23 protein-coding genes, 1 pseudogene and 1 other annotated feature are annotated in these 22,983 nt (G+C 54.0%); of the genes and pseudogenes, 10 read left to right on the plus strand and 14 right to left on the minus strand.

Going from position 1 to position 22,983, the window contains the following annotated elements; genetic code table 11:
* Positions 1-266: 266 nt before the first annotated feature.
* The 3 genes from clpB to rluD form a co-directional block, all read right to left on the minus strand.
* Entirely contained in the window at positions 267-2,840 is a 2,574-nt protein-coding gene (gene clpB / locus OOJ60_RS21835; RefSeq protein WP_042288239.1) for an ATP-dependent chaperone ClpB, read from the minus strand.
* 129 nt (positions 2,841-2,969) lie between these two features.
* Entirely contained in the window at positions 2,970-3,701 is a 732-nt protein-coding gene (yfiH, locus tag OOJ60_RS21840) for a purine nucleoside phosphorylase YfiH (RefSeq protein ID WP_205613184.1), read from the minus strand.
* A complete protein-coding gene (gene rluD / locus OOJ60_RS21845) occupies positions 3,698-4,678 on the minus strand; it encodes a 23S rRNA pseudouridine(1911/1915/1917) synthase RluD (protein ID WP_042288245.1) in 981 nt (326 codons plus the stop codon). Before rluD ends, yfiH begins: the two co-directional genes overlap by 4 nt.
* Before the next feature lie 132 nt (positions 4,679-4,810).
* Here rluD and bamD point away from each other — a divergent pair, with 132 nt between their 5' ends.
* The 4 genes from bamD to pheA all read left to right on the plus strand — a co-directional run bounded on the left by bamD (position 4,811) and on the right by pheA (position 7,568).
* Positions 4,811-5,548 (plus strand): outer membrane protein assembly factor BamD, encoded by a 738-nt coding sequence (gene bamD / locus OOJ60_RS21850; RefSeq protein WP_012906713.1) that lies wholly within the window; start codon positions 4,811-4,813, stop codon positions 5,546-5,548.
* Between the two features lie 271 nt (positions 5,549-5,819).
* Positions 5,820-6,158 carry a ribosome-associated translation inhibitor RaiA gene (gene raiA / locus OOJ60_RS21855; RefSeq protein ID WP_042288251.1) on the plus strand — a complete coding sequence of 113 codons (339 nt, stop codon included), beginning with the start codon at positions 5,820-5,822 and terminating at the stop codon, positions 6,156-6,158.
* A 102-nt stretch (positions 6,159-6,260) separates the two neighbouring features.
* Positions 6,261-6,385 (plus strand) — a sequence feature (Phe leader region).
* Entirely contained in the window at positions 6,262-6,309 is a 48-nt protein-coding gene (gene pheL / locus OOJ60_RS21860; RefSeq protein ID WP_187375663.1) for a pheA operon leader peptide PheL, read from the plus strand. (Overlaps the previous feature by 48 nt.)
* Before the next feature lie 22 nt (positions 6,386-6,407).
* Entirely contained in the window at positions 6,408-7,568 is a 1,161-nt protein-coding gene (gene pheA / locus OOJ60_RS21865; protein WP_205613185.1) for a bifunctional chorismate mutase/prephenate dehydratase, read from the plus strand.
* On the opposite strand, the gene OOJ60_RS21870 is transcribed toward pheA, so the two are convergent.
* The 3 genes from OOJ60_RS21870 to aroF all read right to left on the minus strand — a co-directional run bounded on the left by OOJ60_RS21870 (position 7,565) and on the right by aroF (position 10,785).
* Entirely contained in the window at positions 7,565-8,437 is an 873-nt protein-coding gene (locus OOJ60_RS21870; RefSeq protein WP_199957845.1) for an SMP-30/gluconolactonase/LRE family protein, read from the minus strand. The two genes, pheA and OOJ60_RS21870, sit on opposite strands and share 4 nt — an antisense overlap.
* A gap of 145 nt (positions 8,438-8,582) precedes the next feature.
* Positions 8,583-9,704, minus strand: coding sequence for a bifunctional chorismate mutase/prephenate dehydrogenase (tyrA, locus tag OOJ60_RS21875; protein WP_042288259.1), 1,122 nt, complete (start codon positions 9,702-9,704; stop codon positions 8,583-8,585).
* Positions 9,705-9,714: 10 nt separating this feature from the next.
* Positions 9,715-10,785 carry a 3-deoxy-7-phosphoheptulonate synthase AroF gene (gene aroF, locus OOJ60_RS21880; protein ID WP_181822726.1) on the minus strand — a complete coding sequence of 357 codons (1,071 nt, stop codon included), beginning with the start codon at positions 10,783-10,785 and terminating at the stop codon, positions 9,715-9,717.
* A 384-nt stretch (positions 10,786-11,169) separates the two neighbouring features.
* Between aroF and OOJ60_RS21885 the strand changes: the two genes are divergently transcribed.
* From OOJ60_RS21885 to OOJ60_RS21895, 3 genes are read left to right on the plus strand one after another with little or no spacing between them, the layout of a single operon-like run.
* On the plus strand, positions 11,170-11,688 hold the full coding sequence (locus OOJ60_RS21885) for a YfiR family protein (protein WP_042288265.1): 519 nt from the start codon (positions 11,170-11,172) through the stop codon (positions 11,686-11,688).
* On the plus strand, positions 11,681-12,904 hold the full coding sequence (gene dgcN, locus OOJ60_RS21890) for a diguanylate cyclase DgcN (RefSeq protein WP_181822725.1): 1,224 nt from the start codon (positions 11,681-11,683) through the stop codon (positions 12,902-12,904). The genes OOJ60_RS21885 and dgcN overlap by 8 nt, the downstream gene beginning before the upstream one ends.
* A 13-nt stretch (positions 12,905-12,917) precedes the next feature.
* On the plus strand, positions 12,918-13,397 hold the full coding sequence (locus tag OOJ60_RS21895) for an OmpA family protein (RefSeq protein WP_042288272.1): 480 nt from the start codon (positions 12,918-12,920) through the stop codon (positions 13,395-13,397).
* Positions 13,398-13,400: 3 nt separating this feature from the next.
* Here the strand turns inward: OOJ60_RS21895 and OOJ60_RS21900 are convergent, their stop codons facing one another.
* The 7 genes and pseudogenes from OOJ60_RS21900 to ffh form a co-directional block, all read right to left on the minus strand.
* The gene (locus tag OOJ60_RS21900; protein ID WP_205613186.1) at positions 13,401-14,759 is read right to left on the minus strand and encodes a PepSY-associated TM helix domain-containing protein; all 1,359 of its coding nucleotides are present in this window, start codon (positions 14,757-14,759) and stop codon (positions 13,401-13,403) included.
* A 64-nt stretch (positions 14,760-14,823) separates the two neighbouring features.
* Positions 14,824-15,234 (minus strand): DUF2946 domain-containing protein, encoded by a 411-nt coding sequence (locus OOJ60_RS21905; protein WP_407057103.1) that lies wholly within the window; start codon positions 15,232-15,234, stop codon positions 14,824-14,826.
* A 135-nt stretch (positions 15,235-15,369) separates the two neighbouring features.
* Positions 15,370-15,717, minus strand: coding sequence for a 50S ribosomal protein L19 (rplS, locus tag OOJ60_RS21910; RefSeq protein WP_000065254.1), 348 nt, complete (start codon positions 15,715-15,717; stop codon positions 15,370-15,372).
* A gap of 40 nt (positions 15,718-15,757) precedes the next feature.
* Positions 15,758-16,523 (minus strand): annotated as a pseudogene (gene trmD, locus OOJ60_RS21915) (tRNA (guanosine(37)-N1)-methyltransferase TrmD).
* A gap of 43 nt (positions 16,524-16,566) precedes the next feature.
* Entirely contained in the window at positions 16,567-17,115 is a 549-nt protein-coding gene (gene rimM / locus OOJ60_RS21920; protein ID WP_042288279.1) for a ribosome maturation factor RimM, read from the minus strand.
* An 18-nt stretch (positions 17,116-17,133) separates the two neighbouring features.
* Positions 17,134-17,382, minus strand: a complete 249-nt coding sequence (gene rpsP / locus OOJ60_RS21925) for a 30S ribosomal protein S16 (protein WP_012134698.1) — start codon at positions 17,380-17,382, stop codon at positions 17,134-17,136.
* 254 nt (positions 17,383-17,636) lie between these two features.
* Complete coding sequence (gene ffh / locus OOJ60_RS21930) at positions 17,637-18,998, minus strand: signal recognition particle protein (protein ID WP_042288286.1); 1,362 nt, start codon at positions 18,996-18,998, stop codon at positions 17,637-17,639.
* A 165-nt stretch (positions 18,999-19,163) separates the two neighbouring features.
* Here ffh and OOJ60_RS21935 point away from each other — a divergent pair, with 165 nt between their 5' ends.
* Together OOJ60_RS21935 and OOJ60_RS21940 are read left to right on the plus strand one after the other, a co-directional pair.
* Positions 19,164-19,955: a cytochrome C assembly family protein gene (locus tag OOJ60_RS21935; RefSeq protein WP_042288288.1), complete on the plus strand. Its 792-nt coding sequence runs from the start codon at positions 19,164-19,166 to the stop codon at positions 19,953-19,955.
* 19 nt (positions 19,956-19,974) lie between these two features.
* Positions 19,975-21,261, plus strand: a complete 1,287-nt coding sequence (locus tag OOJ60_RS21940; protein ID WP_131729031.1) for an HlyC/CorC family transporter — start codon at positions 19,975-19,977, stop codon at positions 21,259-21,261.
* 60 nt (positions 21,262-21,321) lie between these two features.
* Here OOJ60_RS21940 and grpE read toward each other — a convergent pair whose 3' ends face one another.
* Positions 21,322-21,915 carry a nucleotide exchange factor GrpE gene (grpE, locus tag OOJ60_RS21945; protein WP_042288292.1) on the minus strand — a complete coding sequence of 198 codons (594 nt, stop codon included), beginning with the start codon at positions 21,913-21,915 and terminating at the stop codon, positions 21,322-21,324.
* Positions 21,916-22,037: 122 nt separating this feature from the next.
* On the opposite strand from grpE, the gene nadK reads away from it, so the two are divergent.
* Positions 22,038-22,916 carry an NAD(+) kinase gene (gene nadK / locus OOJ60_RS21950; protein ID WP_042288294.1) on the plus strand — a complete coding sequence of 293 codons (879 nt, stop codon included), beginning with the start codon at positions 22,038-22,040 and terminating at the stop codon, positions 22,914-22,916.
* Positions 22,917-22,983: the final 67 nt, after the last annotated feature.

A 22,983-nucleotide genomic window follows, 5' to 3' on the forward strand; every position in this document is an offset into this window, starting at 1 on the left:
TACGCTTTCCCGCTTGAGAGTCAAGCATTTATTTTTGCTTTTCTCCGTGAGGTTCTGGTCTGAACCCCGCTGACCCGGCGGCTTGCGTGCCGTTGTTCCGTGTCAGTGGTGGCGCATTATAGGGAGTAATTCTGAAGCTGCAAGGAGAAAGTGAAAATTATTTACCAACCGCTCACTTTCCAGGCAAACCATTCCCCGAACCTGAATTTTCGCCTGGTTTTTAAACAAAAACGAGCCGCAAGCGGCCCGTTTTTGTATTTTGTGACTTACTGCACTGCCACGATCCGATCGCCATTCGCTTCCAGACGAATGGTTTTGCCTGGAATTAACTCGCCGGACAGAATCTGCTGCGCCAGCGGGTTTTCGATCTGTTGCTGAATAGCGCGTTTCAACGGACGTGCGCCATACACCGGATCATAACCATTTGCGCTAAGCAGCTTCAGGGCGTCATCAGAGATATGGATTTCATATCCACGCTCTTCCAGACGTTTATACAGACGCTGCAGCTGGATTTTAGCAATCGAGGCAATATGCTGTTCACCCAGCGGATGGAATACCACCACCTCATCGATACGGTTAATAAATTCCGGACGGAAGTTATGGCTCACCACGCCCAGCACCATTTCTTTCATATGGCTGTAGTCCAGATCGCCGAAGCGTTCCTGAATCAGATCGGAACCCAGGTTAGAGGTCATAATGACAACCGTATTGCGGAAGTCGACCGTTCTCCCCTGCCCGTCAGTCAGACGTCCATCGTCCAGAACCTGCAACAGAATGTTAAATACATCCGGATGCGCTTTTTCCACTTCGTCTAACAAGATGACGGAGTAAGGACGACGGCGAACCGCTTCGGTCAGATACCCGCCCTCTTCATAACCGACATATCCCGGAGGCGCACCGACCAGGCGAGACACTGAGTGTTTCTCCATAAACTCGGACATATCGATACGCACCATCGCGTCGTCGCTATCAAACATAAAGTTCGCCAGCGCTTTGCAAAGTTCGGTTTTACCCACCCCGGTTGGCCCGAGGAACAGGAAAGAGCCAATAGGACGATTCGGATCCGCCAGCCCCGCGCGGCTACGGCGAATAGCATTCGATACCGCTTCTACCGCTTCGTTCTGACCAATAACGCGGCTGTGTAGCTCCTGTTCCATTCTCAACAGTTTTTCGCGCTCGCCCTCCAGCATTCTCGCAACAGGAATACCGGTCCAGCGCGCCAGCACTTCGGCAATTTCCGCATCTGTCACTTTATTACGCAGCAGACGCATCGTTTTGCCTTCAGACTGGGTGGCCGCCTCAAGCTGTTTTTCCAGCTCCGGAATTTTGCCGTACTGCAGTTCAGACATCCGCGCCAGATCGCCCACGCGACGCGCCTGCTCAATCGCAATCTTCGCCTGCTCTAACTCAGCTTTAATCGTCTGGGTTCCGGAAAGCGAGGCTTTTTCCGCCTTCCATTCCTCTTCCAGCTCAGAATACTGGCGCTCTTTGTCTTCCAGTTCTTCATTAAGCATGTCGAGACGTTTCTTGCTCGCTTCATCAGACTCTTTCATCAGCGCCTGCTGTTCCAGTTTGAGCTGGATGATACGGCGGTCGAGTCTGTCGAGTTCCTCCGGTTTGGAGTCAATTTGCATACGAATGCTGGAAGCCGCTTCATCGATCAGGTCGATGGCTTTATCCGGTAACTGACGATCGGCAATATAACGGTGTGACAATGTCGCCGCCGCCACGATAGCCGGGTCAGTGATCTGCACATGGTGGTGCAGTTCATAACGCTCTTTCAGACCACGGAGGATCGCGATGGTGTCTTCAACGCTAGGCTCAGCAACAAACACCTTCTGGAAACGACGCTCCAGCGCGGCATCTTTTTCAATGTACTGACGGTATTCATCAAGCGTGGTTGCCCCCACGCAGTGCAGTTCACCACGCGCCAGAGCCGGTTTCAGCATGTTCCCGGCATCCATTGCGCCGTCAGCTTTACCAGCCCCGACCATGGTATGCAGTTCGTCGATAAACAGAATGACGTTGCCTTCCTGTTTCGCGAGATCGTTCAATACGCCTTTTAAACGTTCTTCAAATTCACCGCGGTATTTCGCCCCTGCCACCAGCGCGCCCATATCCAGCGCCAGTACGCGACGACCTTTTAATCCTTCCGGCACTTCGCCGTTAATGATCCGCTGCGCCAGTCCTTCCACAATTGCGGTTTTACCGACGCCCGGCTCACCAATCAAAACCGGGTTGTTTTTGGTACGACGTTGCAGTACCTGAATGGTACGGCGAATTTCTTCATCACGACCGATCACCGGATCGAGCTTGCCCTGTTCGGCACGCTCGGTCAGATCGACCGTGTATTTTTTCAAGGCCTGACGTTGGTCTTCCGCCCCTTGATCGTTCACGCTTTCACCTCCGCGCATCTGTTCAATTGCCTGAGTGATATTGGCGGTTGTTGCGCCAGCCGATTTCAATAAATCGGGCAGTGTGCCGCGAGACTCAAGCGCCGCCAGAACGAACAGTTCCGACGAAATAAAGTTATCGCCCCGTTTTTGCGCCAGCTTGTCGCAAAGGTTAAGGACGCGCACCAGATCCTGCGACGGTTGCACGTCGCCGCCGGTGCCTTCCACCTGCGGTAAACGGCTCAGCGCTTCATCGATGGCGGTGCGTAACTGCCCTGCGTTAATACCCGCAGACGTTAGTAAAGGACGAACCGAGCCCCCTTCCTGATTCAGCAAGGCGCTCATTAAATGTAAAGGTTCGATGAATTGGTTGTCGTGCCCCAGTGCGAGCGACTGGGCATCGGCAAGAGCAAGCTGGAATTTGTTGGTAAGACGATCCAGACGCATAACTCCTCCCATAACAGGTCAAATTTGCTACTGGAGATTAAATGAGGTCATCCCTCAATTATTCAAGGTTAATGACCTGAATTATGTGAAAAGAAAATTACGCGTACCGGATCGTCTTGATTCTTTAGGTTATATCAGCCAAATAAAACTTGCCATACGCCCCGTGGTCTTGTCGCGACGATAAGAGAAGAAAGTCTCATTTTCACTAAAAGTACAGCGATTGCCGCCGAATATTTGCTCAACGCCGACATTTGCCAGCCGTTGACGGGCAAGCTGATAAATATTCGCCAGATATTTTTCGCCATGCGGCGCAAAGGCTTCGTGCGCTCGGGCGTCCTTAATACAAAACGCCTCACGCACCTCAGCCCCCACTTCAAAGGCTGTCGGGCCGATGGCCGGACCCAGCCACGCCATAATATTTTCAGGTTTATCCGCAAAGCAGGCGAGCGTTTCTTCAAGCACCCCTGCACATAATCCGCGCCAGCCCGCGTGGGCCGCCGCGACTTCTGTTCCTGCCCGGTTGCAAAACAGTACCGGCAGGCAATCTGCCGTCATTACCGCACATAGCGCGCCCGGCGTGTTGCTGTATGAGGCATCCGCACGTCTGGATGCGTAAGGGCCACCAGTCAGTTTCAGCACATCCTTACCATGAACCTGTTCCAGCCAGACGGGCATTGAAGGCAAATTGCCCGCAGCAAACAGCCGATTACGGTTCTCTTCAACATGCGTCGGGTTGTCGCCACAGTGGGCGCCCAGGTTCATCGCATCATAAGGCGGTAAACTTACCCCGCCGATACGGGTCGAACTGCATGCCGCCACGCCTTCCGGCAGTGGCCACTGCGGGACAATGAGCATACTCATAACCAGGCCACGTCATCCTTATGTTCTTCAAAATCCGCGCGCATGGCGTCGATAAGCTCAACCATATCCTGCGGAATTGGCGCATGCCATTCCATTTCGATACCGGAGATCGGGTGATACAAGCGCAGCATAGTGGCATGCAGCGCCTGGCGATCGAACTTACGCAACGTGGAGATAAACGCCTCCGAGGCGCCTTTCGGCGGACGCGGGCGACCGCCGTATACCGGGTCGCCCACCAGCGGATGGGTAATGTGCGCCATGTGCACGCGGATCTGATGGGTACGCCCGGTTTCCAGACGCAACCTAAGACGCGTGTGCACACGGAAGTGTTCCATGATGCGATAGTGCGTGACCGCCGGTTTTCCCATCGGATGCACCGCCATGTGGGTACGTTTGGTCGGGTGACGGCTGATAGGCTCTTCCACCGTGCCGCCCGCGGTCATATGACCGATAGCGACGGCTTCGTATTCACGGGTGATCTCGCGCAGCTGAAGCGCCTCAACCAGACGCGTCTGCGCCGGAACGGTTTTCGCCACCACCATCAGACCGGTAGTGTCTTTATCCAGACGGTGGACAATCCCCGCGCGCGGCACGTCGGCAATCGGCGGGTAGTAATGCAGCAAGGCGTTTAATACGGTGCCATCGGGATTCCCGGCCCCCGGATGCACGACCAGATCGCGAGGTTTGTTAATAACAATGATGTCATCGTCTTCATAAACGATATCCAGTGGGATATCCTGAGGCTCAAAGCGGATTTCTTCATCGATCTCCGCGTCAATAGCGACCTGTTCACCGCCTAAGACTTTTTCTTTCGGTTTGTCGCAAATTTTACCGTTGACCAGCACGCGCCGATCGAGAATCCATTCTTTTATGCGCGAACGTGAATAATCCGGGAACATTTCGGCCAAAGCCTGATCTAAGCGTTGACCGAGTTGATTTTCGGATACCGTTGCGGTGAGTTGTACTCGTTGTGCCATATACAGCTTCTTCGTTTAACGTTGGGTTTTACGGCTTTGCCGTTTAATATAGTGTGCTATTGTAGCTGGTCTTAACCGGGAGCAGGAACAGAGAATCTCCCGCAAAAACATTTTGAGGAAAGTCAAAACGTCATGACGCGCATGAAATATCTGGTGGCAGCAGCCACGTTGAGCCTGTTTTTGGCGGGTTGCTCTGGTTCAAAGGAAGAGGTGCCCGATAATCCGCCTAATGAAATCTACGCGACTGCTCAGCAAAAGCTGCAGGACGGTAACTGGAAACAGGCAATAACGCAATTAGAAGCGTTGGATAACCGCTATCCATTCGGCCCGTATTCCCAGCAGGTGCAGTTGGATCTCATCTACGCCTACTACAAAAACGCCGATCTGCCGCTGGCTCAGGCCGCTATCGATCGCTTTATCCGCCTGAATCCGACACATCCCAATATTGATTATGTCATGTATATGCGTGGCCTGACCAATATGGCGTTAGATGACAGCGCGCTACAGGGCTTCTTCGGCGTCGATCGCAGTGACCGCGACCCGCAGCACGCACGCGCTGCGTTTAATGACTTTTCCAAACTGGTGCGCGGCTACCCGAACAGCCAGTACACCACAGACGCCACTAAACGTCTCGTGTTCCTGAAAGATCGTCTGGCGAAATACGAATATTCCGTGGCGGAATACTACACCAAACGTGGCGCATGGGTCGCCGTGGTGAACCGTGTGGAAGGTATGCTGCGTGATTTCCCGGATACCCAGGCCACACGCGACGCTCTGCCGCTAATGGAAAACGCCTACCGCGAAATGCAGATGACGACCCAGGCTGAGAAAGTGGCAAAAATCATTGCCGCCAACAGCAGCAACACCTGAATCGCGATTTCGCAAGCAAAACGGCAGCCCTTGGGCTGCCGTTTTTTATTCGTTTCGCATCACGTCAGGTCCGTTTTCCCGGTAACCTAACTCATCAACTATGGCCCGCTTTTCCCCTTTCCTCAAGTGAAATATCACCTTCTCCTGCGATGCCTCACAAAAAGGCTTCCTTGACAAAAAGTGACAAAATAATGTGATTCAAATCACACATTTTGACATTAGGAACGGTATGCTGAAATCACCAAGACGGGAAAGACAAGAGGTAAAATTTATGACAATGAACATTACCAGTAAACAAATGGAAATTACTCCGGCAATTCGCCAACATGTCGCAGACCGTCTCGCCAAACTGGAAAAATGGCAAACACACCTGATTAACCCACATATCATTCTGTCCAAGGAGCCACAGGGTTTCACCGCTGATGCCACCATCAATACACCAAACGGACATCTGGTCGCCAGCGCAAAACATGAAGATATGTATACCGCGATTAACGATTTGATCAACAAGCTGGAACGGCAGCTCAATAAAGTGCAGCACAAAGGCGAAGCGCGTCGCGCAACCGCGTCAGTTAAAGACGCAAACTTCGCTGAAGCAGACGAAGAATAGTCCCTTACATTGAGTGTATCGCCAACGCGCCTTCGGGCGCGTTTTTTGTTGACAGCATGAAAACAGTGCGGGTACTTTACTAGCGTCACTTAAGGAAACTGATATGCAACTTACGCCGTTCTTCTTCGCCTTCTTTTTTACCTTCCCCTGAACGGGAGGCTTTCGTCGTGTGAAAAAGAATGCGAAGACGAATAACAAGGCCTCCCACTCCGGGGGGCCTTTTTTATTGATAACAAGAAAGGCAACACTATGACATCGGAAAATCCATTACTGGCGCTGCGTGACAAAATCAGTGCGCTTGATGCAAAACTGCTGGCGTTACTGGCCGAACGGCGCGGGCTGGCGGTCGAAGTGGGTAAAGCAAAGCTTGAATCCCATCGACCGGTACGCGATATCGACCGCGAGCGCGACCTTCTGGACCGGTTGATTCAGCTTGGCAAAGCGCACCATCTGGATGCCCATTATATCACCCGCCTTTTTCAGCTTATTATTGAAGACTCGGTTCTTACCCAGCAGGCGCTGCTCCAGCAGCATCTGAATAAGATCAATCCCCATTCTGCCCGCGTGGCGTTTCTGGGACCAAAAGGCTCTTACTCCCATCTCGCCGCCCGTCAGTACGCCGCGCGTCATTTCGAACAGTTCATTGAAAGTGGTTGCGCGAAGTTTGCCGATATCTTTAATCAGGTCGAAACAGGACAGGCTGACTACGCGGTGGTGCCCATTGAAAACACCAGTTCAGGCGGCATTAACGATGTCTACGATCTCCTGCAGCATACCAGCCTTTCCATTGTGGGCGAGATGACGATTGTGATCGACCATTGTGTGCTGGTCTCCGGCACCACCGATCTCGACACCATCGACACGGTGTACAGCCATCCGCAACCGTTCCAGCAGTGCAGCAAATTCCTCAATCGTTACCCGCACTGGAAAATCGAATACACCGAAAGTACTTCCGCAGCGATGGAAAAAGTTGCGCAGGCGAATTCTCCGCGCGTGGCGGCATTGGGCAGCGAGGCGGGCGGCGTGCTGCATGGCCTGCAAGTACTGGAACGTATTGAGGCGAACCAGACGCAGAATATCACCCGCTTTATCGTACTGGCACGTAAAGCGATTAACGTGTCCGATCAGGTTCCGGCGAAAACCACGCTCCTGATGGCGACGGGCCAGCAGGCCGGCGCCCTGGTGGAAGCGCTGCTGGTTCTGCGTAATCATCATCTGATTATGACTCGCCTGGAGTCCCGCCCTATCTACGGCAACCCATGGGAAGAGATGTTTTATCTTGATATTCAGGCCAACCTGGAAGCGCCGGAAATGCAAAAGGCGCTGAAAGAGCTGGGCGAAATTACCCGCTCGATGAAGGTGCTGGGCTGCTATCCGAGCGAAAACGTTGTTCCGGTCGATCCTTCTTAACGTTCGATAAACGGCTTTTTCTTCATCCCTGCCACCCTCGCCGGCAGGGTGAAGATCGCCCCGGAAAGCGGATATTCCGCCACCTCTTCTTCGCGCATGTTTTCCCGCGTGGTGGTGATAAACAGCGTTTTCATGTCGTCGCCGCCAAAGCAGACCATTGTCGGACAACGCACCGGCAACCGGTATTCCTCAAGCTGTTCGCCCAGGGGAGAAAAGCGGGCAATCCGCCAGCCGTCGAACAACGCGCTCCAGTAGCAGCCTTCCACGTCCATTGCCGCACCGTCCGGGATCCCCTCCCCGGCCTGAAAACGACGGAACGCCTCACGTTTTCCCGGCTCGCCCTGCGCGTCCAGCGGCGCACGCCAGATCACGCCGTTTGGCGTATCAGAGGTATACATCCATTGCTTATCCGGACTGAACGCCAGCCCGTTATGCCCGTGGATATCACACTGAATCACCTTTGGCGTTAGGTCGTTATCGATGCGCATCAACATCGCGCCGTTGTAGTCTCCGGGGCCCCAGAAGGTCCCGGCGTAAAAACGTCCGTCATGATCGGTGCCGCCATCGTTGAAACGCGCCAGCTGCGGGTTCGACGGGTTATCGCACACTTTTCGCTGAAGCAGACCGTTTTTATCGGTCAGCCAGATAGCATTACGCAACGCAACAATAAATCCGCCACGCTCGCGCAGCGCAAAGCATCCAACCTCTTCCGGGAACGCCAGAACGATGTGTTCTCCTGTCGTCAAATGGTAGCGATGGATCTCTCCTTCCAGAATATCCGCCCAGTAGAGCGCATTCTCGCCCGCACTCCAGGTCGGGCATTCCGGCAACTGTCCGGTATAGTCAAATAACACGCGTGGTTCAGCCATGACGAATCCCCAAATAAAAAAACCAGCGGTAGTCCCGCTGGTTTTTCAGTATAACCCTCCTGGCGCTAACGATGCGGAAAAACCACCAGCAAATTCGTAGGCCAAAGGGCGTTACACGCTGGCCCGAATCAGACCAGCGTGAGGATTATTGTCGGCTGTCGTTGGCCTGTCGCAGTAAGGTACGGCTTTCCTGCTGGAAGCGTTTCGCGTAGTCCCCGAACCAGTGCTCGACTTTGCGGAAGCTGTCAATAAACGCCTGTTTATCTCCCTGTTCAAGCAGACCGATCGCCTCGCCAAAGCGTTTGTAGTAGCGTTTAATCAGCGCCAGATTACTTTCCGACGACATAATGATGTCGGCGTACAGCTGCGGGTCCTGCGCAAACAGCCGCCCGACCATTGCCAGTTCGAGGCGATAGATCGGCGAAGAGAGCGCCAGGAGTTGTTCAAGCTGCACGTTTTCTTCCGCCAGATGCAGCCCGTAAGCAAAGGTCGCAAAGTGGCGCAACGCCTGGATAAACGCCATATTCTGGTCATGTTCTACGGCACTGATGCGGTGCAGTCGCGCTCCCCAGACCTGAATCTGCTCAAGAAACCATTGATAGGCCTCCGGGTTTCGCCCGTCACACCAGACTACCACCTGTTTCGCCAGGCTACCGCTGTCCGGACCAAACATCGGGTGCAGACCCACCACTGGCCCGTCATGGGCGGCAAGCATTGCCTGCAACGGCCCATTTTTCACTGAGGCCAGATCCACCAGAATACAGTCGGACGGTAAACGCGGCAGTCGAGCAATCACTTGTTCAGTGACATGGATAGGCACGCTGACAATCACCATCCCGGCATCCGCGACGATCTCCGGCGCGCGATCCCAGTCCTGCTGTTCCAGAATACGCACCTTGTAGCCCGACAAGGTGAGCATTTTTTCAAACAGTCGTCCCATCTGGCCGCCACCGCCGACGATGACCACCGGACGCAGCGTCGGACAAAGCGTTTTAAACCCTTTGTCGTTTTCGCTGGAATAGGACTCGCGCATCACCCTGCGCAGCACATCCTCAATCAGATCTGGCGGTACGCCCAGCGCTTCCGCTTCCGCACGGCGCGAAGCCAGCATAGCGGCCTCGCGCTCGGGGACATAAATAGGCAGCCCAAAGCGGCTTTTGACTTCGCCGACCTCCGCCACCAGTTCCAGGCGACGCGCCAGTAAGTCCAGCAGCGCCTTATCCACTTCATCAATTTGATCGCGTAATGCGGTCAATTCAGCCACCATAACAAACCTCTTAAGCCTTGCGCGCCGCCAGCTGGCCGTTCAGGTCTTTGTGAATTTCACGCAGCAGCGCATCCGTCGTTTCCCAGCTAATGCAGGCATCGGTAACGGACACGCCGTATTTCATATCGCTGCGCGGTTGCTCAGAAGACTGATTACCTTCGTGAATATTACTTTCAATCATCAAGCCAATGATGGAACGGTTGCCATCTTTAATTTGCGCAACCACAGACTCCGCCACGGCAGGCTGACGGCGGTAATCTTTATTGGAGTTACCATGACTGCAATCTACCATCAGTGAAGGCCGCAGTCCCGCCTGCGACATCTCTTTTTCGCACTGTTCGACATCGGCCGGACTGTAGTTCGGCGCTTTACCACCGCGCAGGATCACATGTCCGTCCGGGTTGCCCTGCGTTTGCAGCAGCGCAACCTGCCCGGCCTGGTTGATCCCCACAAAGCGGTGCGACTGGGCGGCGGCGCGCATGGCGTTAATCGCCGTCGCCAGACTGCCGTCAGTGCCGTTTTTAAACCCGACCGGCATCGACAGGCCGGACGCCATTTCACGGTGAGTCTGCGACTCCGTGGTGCGCGCGCCAATAGCCGACCAGCTAAACAAATCCCCGAGGTACTGCGGACTGTTTGGATCAAGGGCTTCTGTCGCCAGCGGCAGTCCCATATGAACGAGTTCAAGCAGCAACTGACGCGCAATCTTCAAACCCGCTTCAACGTCGAAAGAGCCATCCATATGAGGATCGTTAATTAACCCTTTCCAGCCGACGGTGGTACGGGGTTTTTCAAAATAGACGCGCATCACCAGGTAGAGGCTATCGCTGACCTCTGCGGCAAGGGCTTTAAATCGACGGGCGTATTCAAGAGCGGCATCAGGATCGTGAATAGAACATGGACCACACACCACCAGCAGACGCGGATCGCGCCCGGCGATAATATCAGAAATGGTTTTGCGCGACTGGGCGATCTGCGCCTCTTGCGCCTGACTCAGCGGGAATGCCGCTTTGAGTTGTTCCGGGGTCATCAAAACCTGTTCGTCGGTGATGTGTACGTTGTTCAGCGCGTCTTTTTGCATGATGGCGATCCTGTTTTAGCTCGTTTGCGATAGTTGTCCTCAGCGAGGATGACGTAACGATAACACAAAGAGTAAAGATATCAATCCAAAATACGTAAAGTTTATTGTACAAGCACCTATAATACTGATTATGACACGCACAAAATCGTACACTTTACTTTACACTCAATTCTGTCGCGGATTTTAAACTTAAATAAAATTGTACGATTACGGCAAGAAAGATAAAAAAACCGTCCCGGCAATATTGATTAATAAGATTTAACTTAAGGACAAAACATAAATATCTTTGGCGTAATGACGCCTATGCAAAATAATGTTATTTTGCTGCAAACAATCAAGGATGTATTTAATGCGTTACGAAAGATACGGGTGAGGACGCCGCTCATGTTCTATTCTCACCGACTTCTGGTGCTGCTGATGCTATTGCTGGCAGGATCGCCGGTTTATGCTCAGGAATTACCCGATGACGCCAAAAATGTGCGTGCAATTGTCTCAGGCATTGTGAGCTATACGCGCTGGCCTGCGCTCTCCGCGCCGCCCAGGCTATGCATTTTCACTTCATCCCGTTTCGTTAGCGTATTGGGTGACAGTGACGATACCTCCCTGCCCTATCAACCTGTTATTATTCGTAACGAACAAGAGGCACTGGTCGCACGTTGTGATGGCGTTTATTTCGGCAATGAATCTCCGGCCGCTCAGGTTGAATTAGCCAATAAATATCCCTCTAAGGCTTTGTTATTAATTGCGGAACAAAATGCTGAATGCATTATTGGCAGCGCCTTTTGTCTTATTATTCAAAATAATGATGTCAGATTCGCCGTAAATCTGGATTCTCTGGCGCACAGCGGCGTCAGGGTCAATCCGGATGTACTGATGCTCGCACGGAATAAAAAGCATGGATAAGGATCTTTCCCGCACGACGCGTCCAACGTTTAAGCGAGCCTTGAGACGCATAAGCATGATCAGCGTGGTGGTGACCATGACGTTGATCTGGCTGTTGCTTAGCGTCGCCTCTGTGCTGACGCTGAAACAGTATGCGCAAAAAAATCTGGAACTGACCGCCGCCACCATGACCCACAGTCTGGAGGCCGCGCTCGTGTTCGCAGACGATGCCGCAGCGACCGAAACGCTGGCGGCGCTCGGCCAGCAGGGTCAGTTTTCTGCCGCCGATGTACGCGATAAAAATGAGAACGTCATCGCCAGCTGGCGCTATAACGCACAGGAAACTGACGACAAACTCAGTGGTTACATCAGCCAGTGGCTTTTTCCATTGCCGGTCTCGCAACCTGTCTGGCATAACGGGGAAATCATTGGCGAAGTGCGGATAACCGCGCGTGACAGCTTAATCAGCCATTTTCTCTGGCTGTCGCTGGCCGTCCTCACCGGCTCGATCCTGCTGGCGTCCGGTATCGCCATCCTCCTGACGCGCCATCTGCACAACGGCGTCGTCGTAGCGCTGCAAAATATCACCGACGTCGTGCACGATGTGCGTACCAACCGGAATTTTTCCCGTCGCGTATCAGAGGAGCGAATTGAGGAGTTTCACCGTTTTGCCCAGGACTTCAACAGCCTGCTGGATGAAATGGAGGAGTGGCAACTGCGTCTCCAGGCGAGGAACGCCCAACTGCTACGCACGGCACTGCACGATCCGCTGACCGGACTGGCTAACCGCGCTGCTTTTCGCAGCACGATCAACGCGCTCATGAATGATGACGCCGCCCGCAGTAGCTCAGCGCTGCTGTTCCTTGACGGCGACAACTTTAAATTCGTTAACGATACCTGGGGCCATGCGGCGGGAGACCGGGTTTTGATCGAAGTGGCTAAGCGACTCGCGGAATTTGGCGGCAACCGCCACCAGCCCTATCGTCTTGGCGGGGACGAGTTTGCGATGGTCCTCTACGGCGTACATTCCGAATACGAAGTGCAGCGCATATGCGCCGCGCTGGCGCAGGAATTTAACCGGCCTTTTGACCTGCACAACGGCCATCTGACCAGCATGACGCTGAGTATGGGCTATGCCCTGACGTGGGAGCACGCCTCAGCCGAAAAATTACAAGAACTGGCCGACCGCAATATGTATCTGGCCAAACATCAGCGTGTCGAACGCGTGATCAAATAATAAGGATTCCCCCATGCTGAAACGTCTTTTATCGCCTTTTGTTGTTGCTCTCCTCCTGGCTGGCTGCCAGGCGCCGCAGGGAACGTTTACCCCGCAGCAGGTCGCTGCCATGCAGTCATACGGGTTTACCGAGTCGGCGGGGAGCTGGTCTTTGGGTATGTCGGACACCATCCTGTTTGATAAAAACGACTATAAGCTGCGTGCTGAAAGTCAACGACAGATCCAGACAATGGCTGCCCGTCTGGCCTCCGTTGGCCTGAAACATGCGCGCATGGACGGGCATACTGATAATTATGGCGAAGACAGCTACAACGAAGCCCTGTCCCTGAAACGCGCCAACGTTGTGGCCGATGCATGGGCGGAAGGCGCGCAGATCCCGCGTAGTCATCTGACAACGCAGGGATTAGGCAAAAAATATCCTGTCGCCAGTAACAAGACCGCAAAAGGCCGTGCTGAAAACCGCCGCGTCGCCGTAGTCATCAGCACGCCTTAAGTCTTAGTCGGCTGACTGCGCCAGAACCCTGCGCGAGGCGCTATACCAGCGTAGCCAGTCGACCAGCATAAACAGCGTCAAACTTAGCCCCAGAACCGGCATCGCCATGCCCAACGTAACCGCCAGCAACACTGACCCGACGCGTCCTCCGCCGTTCAGCATTAGCCAGCTTTCCAGCAACGTTTGCGCCGGACTGACCGCAGGGCGCGCAGGGCGACGTATCCACCACATCCGGTAGCCCAGCGCAATCATCACACAAAGCCCCACGCCAAAGCCTATCAGCAGCAGTTGATTAGGCAGGCCAAACAGAATGCCCATATGAAAATCCACGCCCCAGCGGGTCAGTTTCGCCATCAGAGGAAACTGCGTGAAGTCGATACTGTCGATAATCTGCAATGTGGTCGGGTTGACGGAAACGGCATCGACCTGGGTGGGCCAGCGACGATCGATTTCGCTGACCGTCCAGCCATGCTGTGTGTCTTTCGCCGGACGAATTTCCACTTCGCTGGCATCAATTCCCGCCGCCTGCGCCGCCTGCAACACAGGATCAAACAAGCGGATATCGACAGGCCCGGCGGACATGCTCATCGCGCCATGATGTCCCGCATGTTCATTCTGCGCCGGACTGTGCCCGTGAAGCTGCGTATTCACCTGCGGAGTCAGCCAGCCAAACGCCGTACGCATCCGATCCACGTTACCGCCCGCCCATTGCGACCACGTCAGGCCAGTGGCAGAAAAAAGTAGCATTCCAGCCAACAGCAGCCATCCGAGCGAAACGTGCAGACGACGGTATTTCTGACGCGGATTGTTCAGGCGACGCTTTGGCCGCGTGAGATACCAGAGCAATGCCCCACCCAGTGCCGCCACCCACATCCATGAGGCGGCCAGCTCACTGTAAATACGTCCAACCTCCCCCAGCAGTAACGATCGATGGGCGTAATCTATCCACTGACGCAGCGGTAAAATCCCGCTGGTGCCATAAACCGTCATATCCCCTTTTATCGCCAGGGTAACGGGATCGATAAAAATAGCCCGATGCTCCGAGGCGGCAAGGCGCGGATCCGCAAACATGACCCGTGTCGTCCTCCCCGGCTCGAGTCCGGGACGAACAGCGTGCAGGGGTTGCGCGTTTCCGGCGAACCGTTGAGCGGCGTCAATTTGCGCCGCCAGCGACTGCGGCTGACCTTGCGCAGTCCCTGTAAGCGCCTGCGCGTAGAGCGACGCTTCCAGCTGTGGCGTCGCGACATAAAGCGTGCCGGTCAGCGCGGCAATAAAGATAAAAGGCCCAACGAACAGACCAATGTAGAAATGGAGACGCCGCAGCAGGGTAAGCCATGCCGCGCGCGGTGTGCAGGTTGTCATACTTTTCCTCAGAAAAAGCAAAAAGGTGTCGTGACGCTTGCGCGCACAATCTTATTTTTCAGGGTCAGGAAGCAGTAGAGCAGTACGGAGGCGCGCGAGTATCAGGATACAGCCAGGGGAAAAAGTGCCAGTGGTTTACCGATGGGCGTGATGGCCGGTTCATCTGCCTGAGCAACAGGTCAGCGGGTAGAATCACCCGCGCCAGGAGCAGGCCCGGCACATGCGCCAGTAGCACACAGTAACCGCACGCTTCACCGTGATCGACAGTAAGCGGGGTGAAAGACGAAACATCGTGATGCGGCGCGTGGTCCGCCGTCATGTCCATTTCATGGTGCATGCCCGGCATAGCGCGCATCGGATCTTTTTGCAGCGCGATGGAGATCGGCGGCGAGATGATTATCAGCAGGATCGCAAACAGCGCGAGCCATGCCGCGTTGCGCTGAACACCTGGCTGACGAAATTGCCCGATAACCACGATCCCTCCCGCAAGACACGGCAGGCATTGTAAATGATTTATGAATTAATGGTTAACGCTACGAGCTTTCGGGGATAAAAAAAGGGCCAGCCATCTGGCCAGCCCCTTCTAACAGGATGTCGCCTGAGCGATATCTTAGTTAAGACGCTCTTTGATACGAGCAGCCTTACCAGTACGCTCACGCAGGTAGTACAGTTTAGCTTTACGAACGGCACCACGACGTTTGACAGTGATGCTGTCAACAACCGGAGAGTGAGTCTGGAAGACACGCTCAACGCCTTCGCCGTTGGAAATTTTACGAACAGTGAATGCAGAGTGCAGACCGCGGTTACGAATAGCGATAACCACGCCCTCGAATGCCTGCAGACGTTTTTTGGAACCTTCAACAACCCATACTTTCACTTCCACGGTGTCACCCGGACGGAAGGAAGGCACGTCCTGCTTCATCTGCTCTTGTTCAAGTTGCTTAATAATGTTGCTCATAATTTAATCTCTTATCCTGGGTAAACTGATATTCGGGGGCTTATGCCATCCCATCATGTTTATGTTGCCTGTGCGTGCTCTTTTTTGAACTCCGCCAGCAACCTTGCTTGCTCTTCAGTCAGAGCCAGGTTTTCCAGAAGTTCAGGTCTTCTAAGCCAGGTGCGGCCCAGCGACTGCTTCAGACGCCAGCGACGTATCTCAGCATGGTTTCCTGACAGCAATACTGCCGGTACTTCCATCTCTTCTAACACTTCAGGCCGGGTATAGTGCGGGCAGTCCAGCAATCCATCCGCAAAGGAATCTTCCGTTGCCGATGCCTCATGACCCAGAACTCCCGGAATGAACCGGGATACGGAGTCAATCAGTACCATCGCTGGTAGCTCTCCACCGCTGAGAACGTAATCGCCGATTGACCACTCTTCGTCAATTTCGGTTTGGATCACGCGCTCGTCTATGCCTTCGTAGCGACCACACACCAGAATCAGCTTTTGATTCGTTGCCAGTTCGCTGACGCCCGCTTGATCAAGCTTGCGTCCCTGAGGTGACAGATATATCACCTTAGCGCCTTCACCCGCCGCGCTTTTTGCTGCATGAATGGCGTCCCGCAAAGGTTGCACCATCATTAACATCCCCGGTCCGCCGCCGTAAGGACGATCGTCCACGGTACGGTGCCGGTCGTGCGTGAAGTCACGCGGACTCCAGCTCTGGATGTTCAGCAGGCCATTTTTTACAGCCCGGCCAGTTACCCCGTAATCGGTAATTGCACGAAACATTTCTGGAAACAGGCTAACGATACCTATAAACACAGCCAATCCCCATCACGCCGTCATTTACCGCTTATCCAGTGGTTTAAAAACCAGGATCCCAATCTACTTCGATAGTACGCGTAGTGAGATCGACTTTCTTGATAACCTGCCCATCGAGGAACGGCACGAGGCGTTCCTTGATACCAAACGCATCTTTCAGGTTTGCCTTAATGACGATGACGTCATTCGATCCGGTTTCCATCATATCGACGACTTTACCGAGATCGTAGCCTTCGGTGGTCACTACCTGGCAGCCCATCAGGTCTTTCCAGTAATAGTCACCGTCTTCCAGCGCAGGCAATTGCGAAGAATCCACGACAATTTCACAATTGGTCAGCAGGTTCGCCGCATCGCGATCGTCAACGCCTTTCAGCTTGATGATCAAATCCTGATTGTGGTGCTTCCAGCTTTCCAACTGGACTTGCTGCCACTGACCCGCCTTCTGGATAAACCAGGGCTGATAGTCAAAAATGCTTTCAGCGTCTTCAGTGGAGGAAAACACTCTGAGCCACCCACGAATACCGTAAGACGACCCCATTTTCCCTAAAACAATAGGGTCTGCGGGCGCTTGCGCGGTGAGTTGTTTGCTCATCATGACCACCGTGACAGATTAAGCTGCTTTGTTTGCTGCTTTGATCAGCGCTGCTACGCGATCGGAAATGGTCGCGCCCTGGCCAACCCAGTGAGCGATGCGATCCAGATCCAGGCGAGTGCCTTCTTCTTTTTCGCTGGCGATTGGGTTGAAGAAACCTACGCGCTCAATGAAGCGACCGTTACGTGCGTTACGGCTGTCAGTAACAACAACCTGGTAGAACGGACGCTTTTTAGCGCCGTGACGTGCTAAACGAATAGTTACCATAACATCCTCTTGTGTGAATAAAACAACCGGGCCCCATCGAGGAACGGAGCCCGGCGTCATATTAAAAGCCCGAAAATTTTACTGATTTCTGGGGAAATTGCAATCAGCAGTTAATCACTCTGCTGCAAAAGGCCGTCGGCGGTGCAGCCAGTTCGGTGCCGGCGTGCGCGCAGCCACCGGAGCGTACACGCAGTACGTGAGGATGGCGAGCACACCCCGGCGCCGAAATGGCAAATGAGCCAGGCCGGAAAAGATCAGCGGCCAGGGAAGCCTGGCGGCATCATGCCCTTCATACTTCTCATCATCTTCGCCATCCCGCCCTTCTTCATCTTCTTCATCATGCGCTGCATGTCGTCGAACTGTTTCAACAGGCGGTTAACGTCCTGCACCTGCATACCGCAGCCGGCTGCGATACGGCGTTTGCGGGAGCCTTTGATGATTTCCGGCTTCGCGCGCTCTTTCAACGTCATCGAGTTGATGATCGCCTCCATGCGCACCAGCACTTTGTCATCCATCTGCGATTTAACGTTATCGGGAATCTGGCCCATGCCCGGCAGCTTGCCCATCAGGCTCGCCATGCCGCCCATGTTTTTCATCTGGCGCAGCTGCTCAAGGAAGTCGGTGAGATCGAAACCGTCGCCTTTTTTCAGCTTGGTAGCCAGCTTCTCGGCCTGCGCGCGGTCAACTTTGCTTTCGATATCTTCGATCAGCGACAGCACATCGCCCATACCGAGAATACGTGAAGCAATACGATCCGGGTGGAAAGGCTCCAGCGCGTCGGTTTTCTCGCCCACGCCGAGGAACTTGATCGGCTTACCGGTGATATGACGAATAGAGAGCGCGGCGCCGCCACGGGCATCGCCGTCGACTTTAGTCAGCACCACGCCGGTCAGCGGCAGCGCTTCGTTAAACGCCTTCGCGGTGTTCGCCGCATCCTGACCGGTCATGGCGTCGACCACAAACAGGGTCTCTACCGGATTGATAGAGGCGTGAACCTGCTTGATTTCGTCCATCATCGCTTCGTCAACGTGCAGACGACCAGCGGTGTCCACCAGCAGCACGTCGTAGAACTTCAGCTTCGCTTCCTTCAGCGCGCCGTTAACGATATCGACGGGCTTCTGGCCGACGTCAGACGGGAAGAAATCCACGCCAACCTGCTCGGCCAGCGTTTCCAGCTGTTTGATCGCCGCCGGACGATACACGTCCGCAGAAACGACCAGCACTTTCTTTTTGTGCTTTTCACGCAGGAATTTACCCAGTTTGCCGACGCTGGTGGTTTTACCCGCCCCCTGCAACCCCGCCATCAACACCACGGCGGGCGGCTGCGCGGCCAGGTTCAGGGACTGGTTTTCTTCGCCCATCGCCGCGACGAGTTCGTTACGAACAATTTTGACGAACTCTTGCCCCGGCGTCAGGCTCTTGTTGACTTCGTGGCCAACCGCTTTCTCTTTTACGCGATTGATAAACTCACGCACTACCGGCAGCGCAACGTCAGCCTCCAGCAGCGCCATGCGCACTTCGCGCAGCGTCTCTTTAACGTTGTCTTCAGTAAGGCGTCCACGGCCACTGATATTGCGCAGCGTGCGCGACAAACGATCGGTTAAATTATCAAACATTGTCTCTCGCCTGGGGTGGAAACGGTTGGTCGCTCATGCGACACAGGAACAGAATTTTGTCGCAGTATAACATGAAGCCGCCTTTGTTGTTATGCAACGGTTGGAGCAGCGGTCACGTAACGTTATACTGCTTCTCTTTCTCACTGGCTAATTGTCGACATCACTATGCCCGTTTTTGCTTTGCTCGCCCTTGTCGCCTATTCCGTCAGCCTCGCGCTGATCGTTCCCGCTCTGCTGCAAAAAAACAGCGGCTGGCGGCGTATGGCTATTCTTTCTGCGGTCGTCGCGCTGGTGTGCCACGCTTTTGCGCTGGAAGCCCGTATCCTTCCCGCAGGTGAAGGCGGACAAAATCTGAGCCTGCTTAACGTCGGGTCGCTGGTGAGCCTGATGATCTGTACGGTGATGACGATTGTCGCCTCACGCAACCGCGGCTGGCTGTTGCTGCCGATCGTGTACGCTTTCGCGCTCATCAATCTGGCTTTCGCGACCTTTATGCCAAACGAATACATAACGCATCTTGAAGCCACTCCGGGCATGATGATCCATATCGGGCTGTCGCTGTTTTCCTACGCGACGCTCATCATCGCCGCTCTTTACGCGCTGCAGCTGGCCTGGATCGACTACCAGTTGAAAAACAAAAAGCTGGCGTTCAGTAACGAAATGCCGCCGCTGATGAGCATTGAGCGCAAAATGTTTCATATCACGCAAATCGGCGTGGTGTTGCTGACGCTCACGCTGTGTACCGGCCTGTTTTACATGCACAACCTGTTCAGCATGGAAAACATCGACAAAGCCGTTCTCTCTATTGTGGCGTGGTTTGTCTATATTGTTTTGTTATGGGGACATTATCATGAGGGCTGGCGCGGCCGCCGCGTGGTGTGGTTTAACGTCGCAGGCGCAGGCATTCTGACGCTGGCCTATTTCGGCAGCCGGATTTTGCAGCAGGTCGTAAGTTAAGCCCTAAAAGGAGTCTCCCCTGGAACACATCTCAACCACCACGCTGATCATCACGTTACTCATCATGGTGGTCATCTCAGCCTATTTTTCCGGTTCTGAAACCGGAATGATGACCCTTAACCGTTACCGGCTGCGCCACATGGCCAAGCAGGGAAACCGGGCGGCAAAGCGGGTGGAAAAACTGCTGCGTAAGCCGGATCGCCTGATTAGCCTGGTGCTTATCGGCAACAACCTGGTCAATATTCTCGCCTCCGCCCTCGGGACCATTGTCGGTATGCGGTTGTATGGCGATGCGGGCGTGGCGATTGCCACCGGCGTGCTGACTTTTGTCGTGCTGGTGTTTGCCGAAGTGCTGCCAAAAACGATCGCCGCGCTCTATCCGGAAAAAGTGGCTTATCCGAGCAGCTTCCTGCTTGCGCCCTTGCAAGTATTAATGATGCCGCTGGTCTGGTTACTGAACACCATTACCCGGTTGCTGATGCGTCTGATGGGCATTAAAACCGATATCGTGGTCAGCGGTTCGCTGAGCAAAGACGAACTGCGCACCATTGTGAATGAATCCCGCTCGCAAATTTCTCGTCGCAACCAGGATATGCTGTTGTCGGTGCTCGACCTGGAAAAAATGACTGTCGATGACATCATGGTCCCGCGTAATGAAATTATCGGTATTGACATCAACGACGACTGGAAATCGATTGTGCGTCAACTGTCGCACTCGCCGCACGGACGCATCGTGCTGTATCGCGATTCGCTGGACGACACCATCAGCATGCTGCGGGTGCGCGAAGCCTGGCGGCTGATGTCCGAGAAAAAAGAGTTCACTAAAGAAACCATGCTGCGCGCCGCCGATGAGATTTACTACGTCCCGGAAGGCACACCGCTGAGTACCCAACTGATTAAATTTCAGCGCAACAAAAAGAAAGTCGGTCTGGTGGTCAACGAGTATGGCGATATTCAGGGGTTGGTGACGGTGGAGGACATTCTTGAGGAGATCGTCGGTGACTTTACGACCTCCATGTCGCCAACGCTGGCCGAAGAGGTCACACCGCAGAATGACGGCTCGGTCATCATTGACGGCAGCGCCAACGTGCGTGAAATCAACAAAGCCTTTAACTGGCATCTGCCGGAAGATGACGCGCGGACAGTAAATGGCGTGATTCTGGAAGCGCTGGAAGAGATCCCGATCGCCGGCACCCGGGTGCGCATCGGTCAGTATGATATCGATATTCTCGACGTTCAGGAGAATATGATTAAGCAGGTCAAAGTGGTGCCGGTGAAGCCCCTGCGGGAGAGCGTGGCGGAATAAGACGCAGGATAGATAGGCCGGGTAAGGCGCAAGCCGCCACCCGGCGCTACAGATCACGCATTACGCTTTGGCTTTCGCTACCGTGACCATTGCCGCACGAATCGTACGACCGTTCAGCGTATAACCTTTCTGCATAATACCCAGCACGTTGCCCGGCGCGACCTCTTCCGACTCGACCATCGCAATGGCCTGATGCACGTTCGGGTCCAGCGCGACGTTGGTCTCGGCAATCACTTCAACACCAAACTTGCGCACCACATCCAGCATGGATTTGAGCGTCAGTTCAATGCCTTCGATCATCGCCGCCATGTCCGGATTAGCTTTATCAGCCACTTCCAGCGCACGATCCAAGCTGTCGATCACCGGCAGCAGCTCGTTGACGAATTTTTCCAGCGCGAACTTGTGCGCCTTCTCAACGTCCAGCTCGGTGCGGCGGCGCAGGTTTTCCATTTCCGCTTTCATGCGCAACAGACTGTCGCGTTCACGCGTCTGGGCTTCAGCAAGCTGCGCTTCCAGATTCGCAATTTTTTCATCGCGCGGATCCACCTGCTCAGCAGAAGCGTCTGATTCAACCGCCTCAACTTCTTCGTGCTGTTCCATGATAATTTCTTCCGGGGCTTGCCCCTCAGGCGTTTTCTGTTCTTTACTACTCATGAATTTCTCCGCGTTTTTTTTCGCATTCATCTCGCTAACTTCGCTTATTATGGGGATCGGATTCAGGGTTTCAAGGGAAGCACTCACATTGTCATCAATCTTCGTTACAAGGACCTCGAAAAATGAATAATCATTTCAAGTGTATTGGCATAGTGGGACATCCACGTCACCCCACTGCTCTGACAACACATGAAATGCTCTATCGATGGTTATGCACGAAGGGCTATGAAGTCATTGTTGAGCAGCAAATCGCGCACGAGCTGCAGTTGAAAAACGTTAAAACCGGCACCCTGGCCGAAATTGGTCAGCAGGCGGATCTGGCGGTAGTGGTTGGCGGTGACGGCAACATGCTCGGCGCGGCGCGCACCCTCGCGCGTTATGACATCAAAGTGATTGGCATTAACCGCGGCAATCTCGGGTTTTTAACGGATCTCGATCCTGACAACGCCCAGCAGCAGCTCGCCGACGTGCTGGAAGGCCATTACATTGCGGAACAGCGCTTTTTGCTGGAAGCGCAGGTCTGCCAGCAGGATTGCCAGAAGCGCATCAGCACGGCGATCAACGAAGTGGTGCTGCACCCCGGTAAAGTCGCGCACATGATTGAGTTTGAAGTCTATATTGACGAGAACTTCGCCTTTTCACAGCGTTCAGACGGGCTAATCATCTCGACCCCAACCGGTTCTACCGCCTACTCGCTTTCGGCAGGCGGCCCGATTCTGACCCCCTCTTTAGATGCGATCACTCTGGTGCCGATGTTCCCGCACACCCTTTCCGCGCGCCCGTTGGTGATTAACAGCAGCAGTACCATTCGGCTGCGTTTTTCCCATCGTCGTAACGACCTTGAGATTAGCTGTGATAGCCAGATCGCCCTGCCTATCCAGGAAGGCGAAGATGTGCTGATTCGGCGTTGCGACTATCACCTGAACTTAATACACCCAAAAGATTATAGCTATTTCAATACGTTAAGCACCAAGCTGGGTTGGTCAAAAAAATTATTTTAATTTCACGCCAGCCTCTTTACTGGATAAAAAACCTGTTTATACTGTATGTAATTACAGTTATGGTTTT

Source organism: Citrobacter sp. R4, from assembly GCF_026719175.1.
GTDB lineage: Bacteria > Pseudomonadota > Gammaproteobacteria > Enterobacterales > Enterobacteriaceae > Citrobacter_A > Citrobacter_A sedlakii.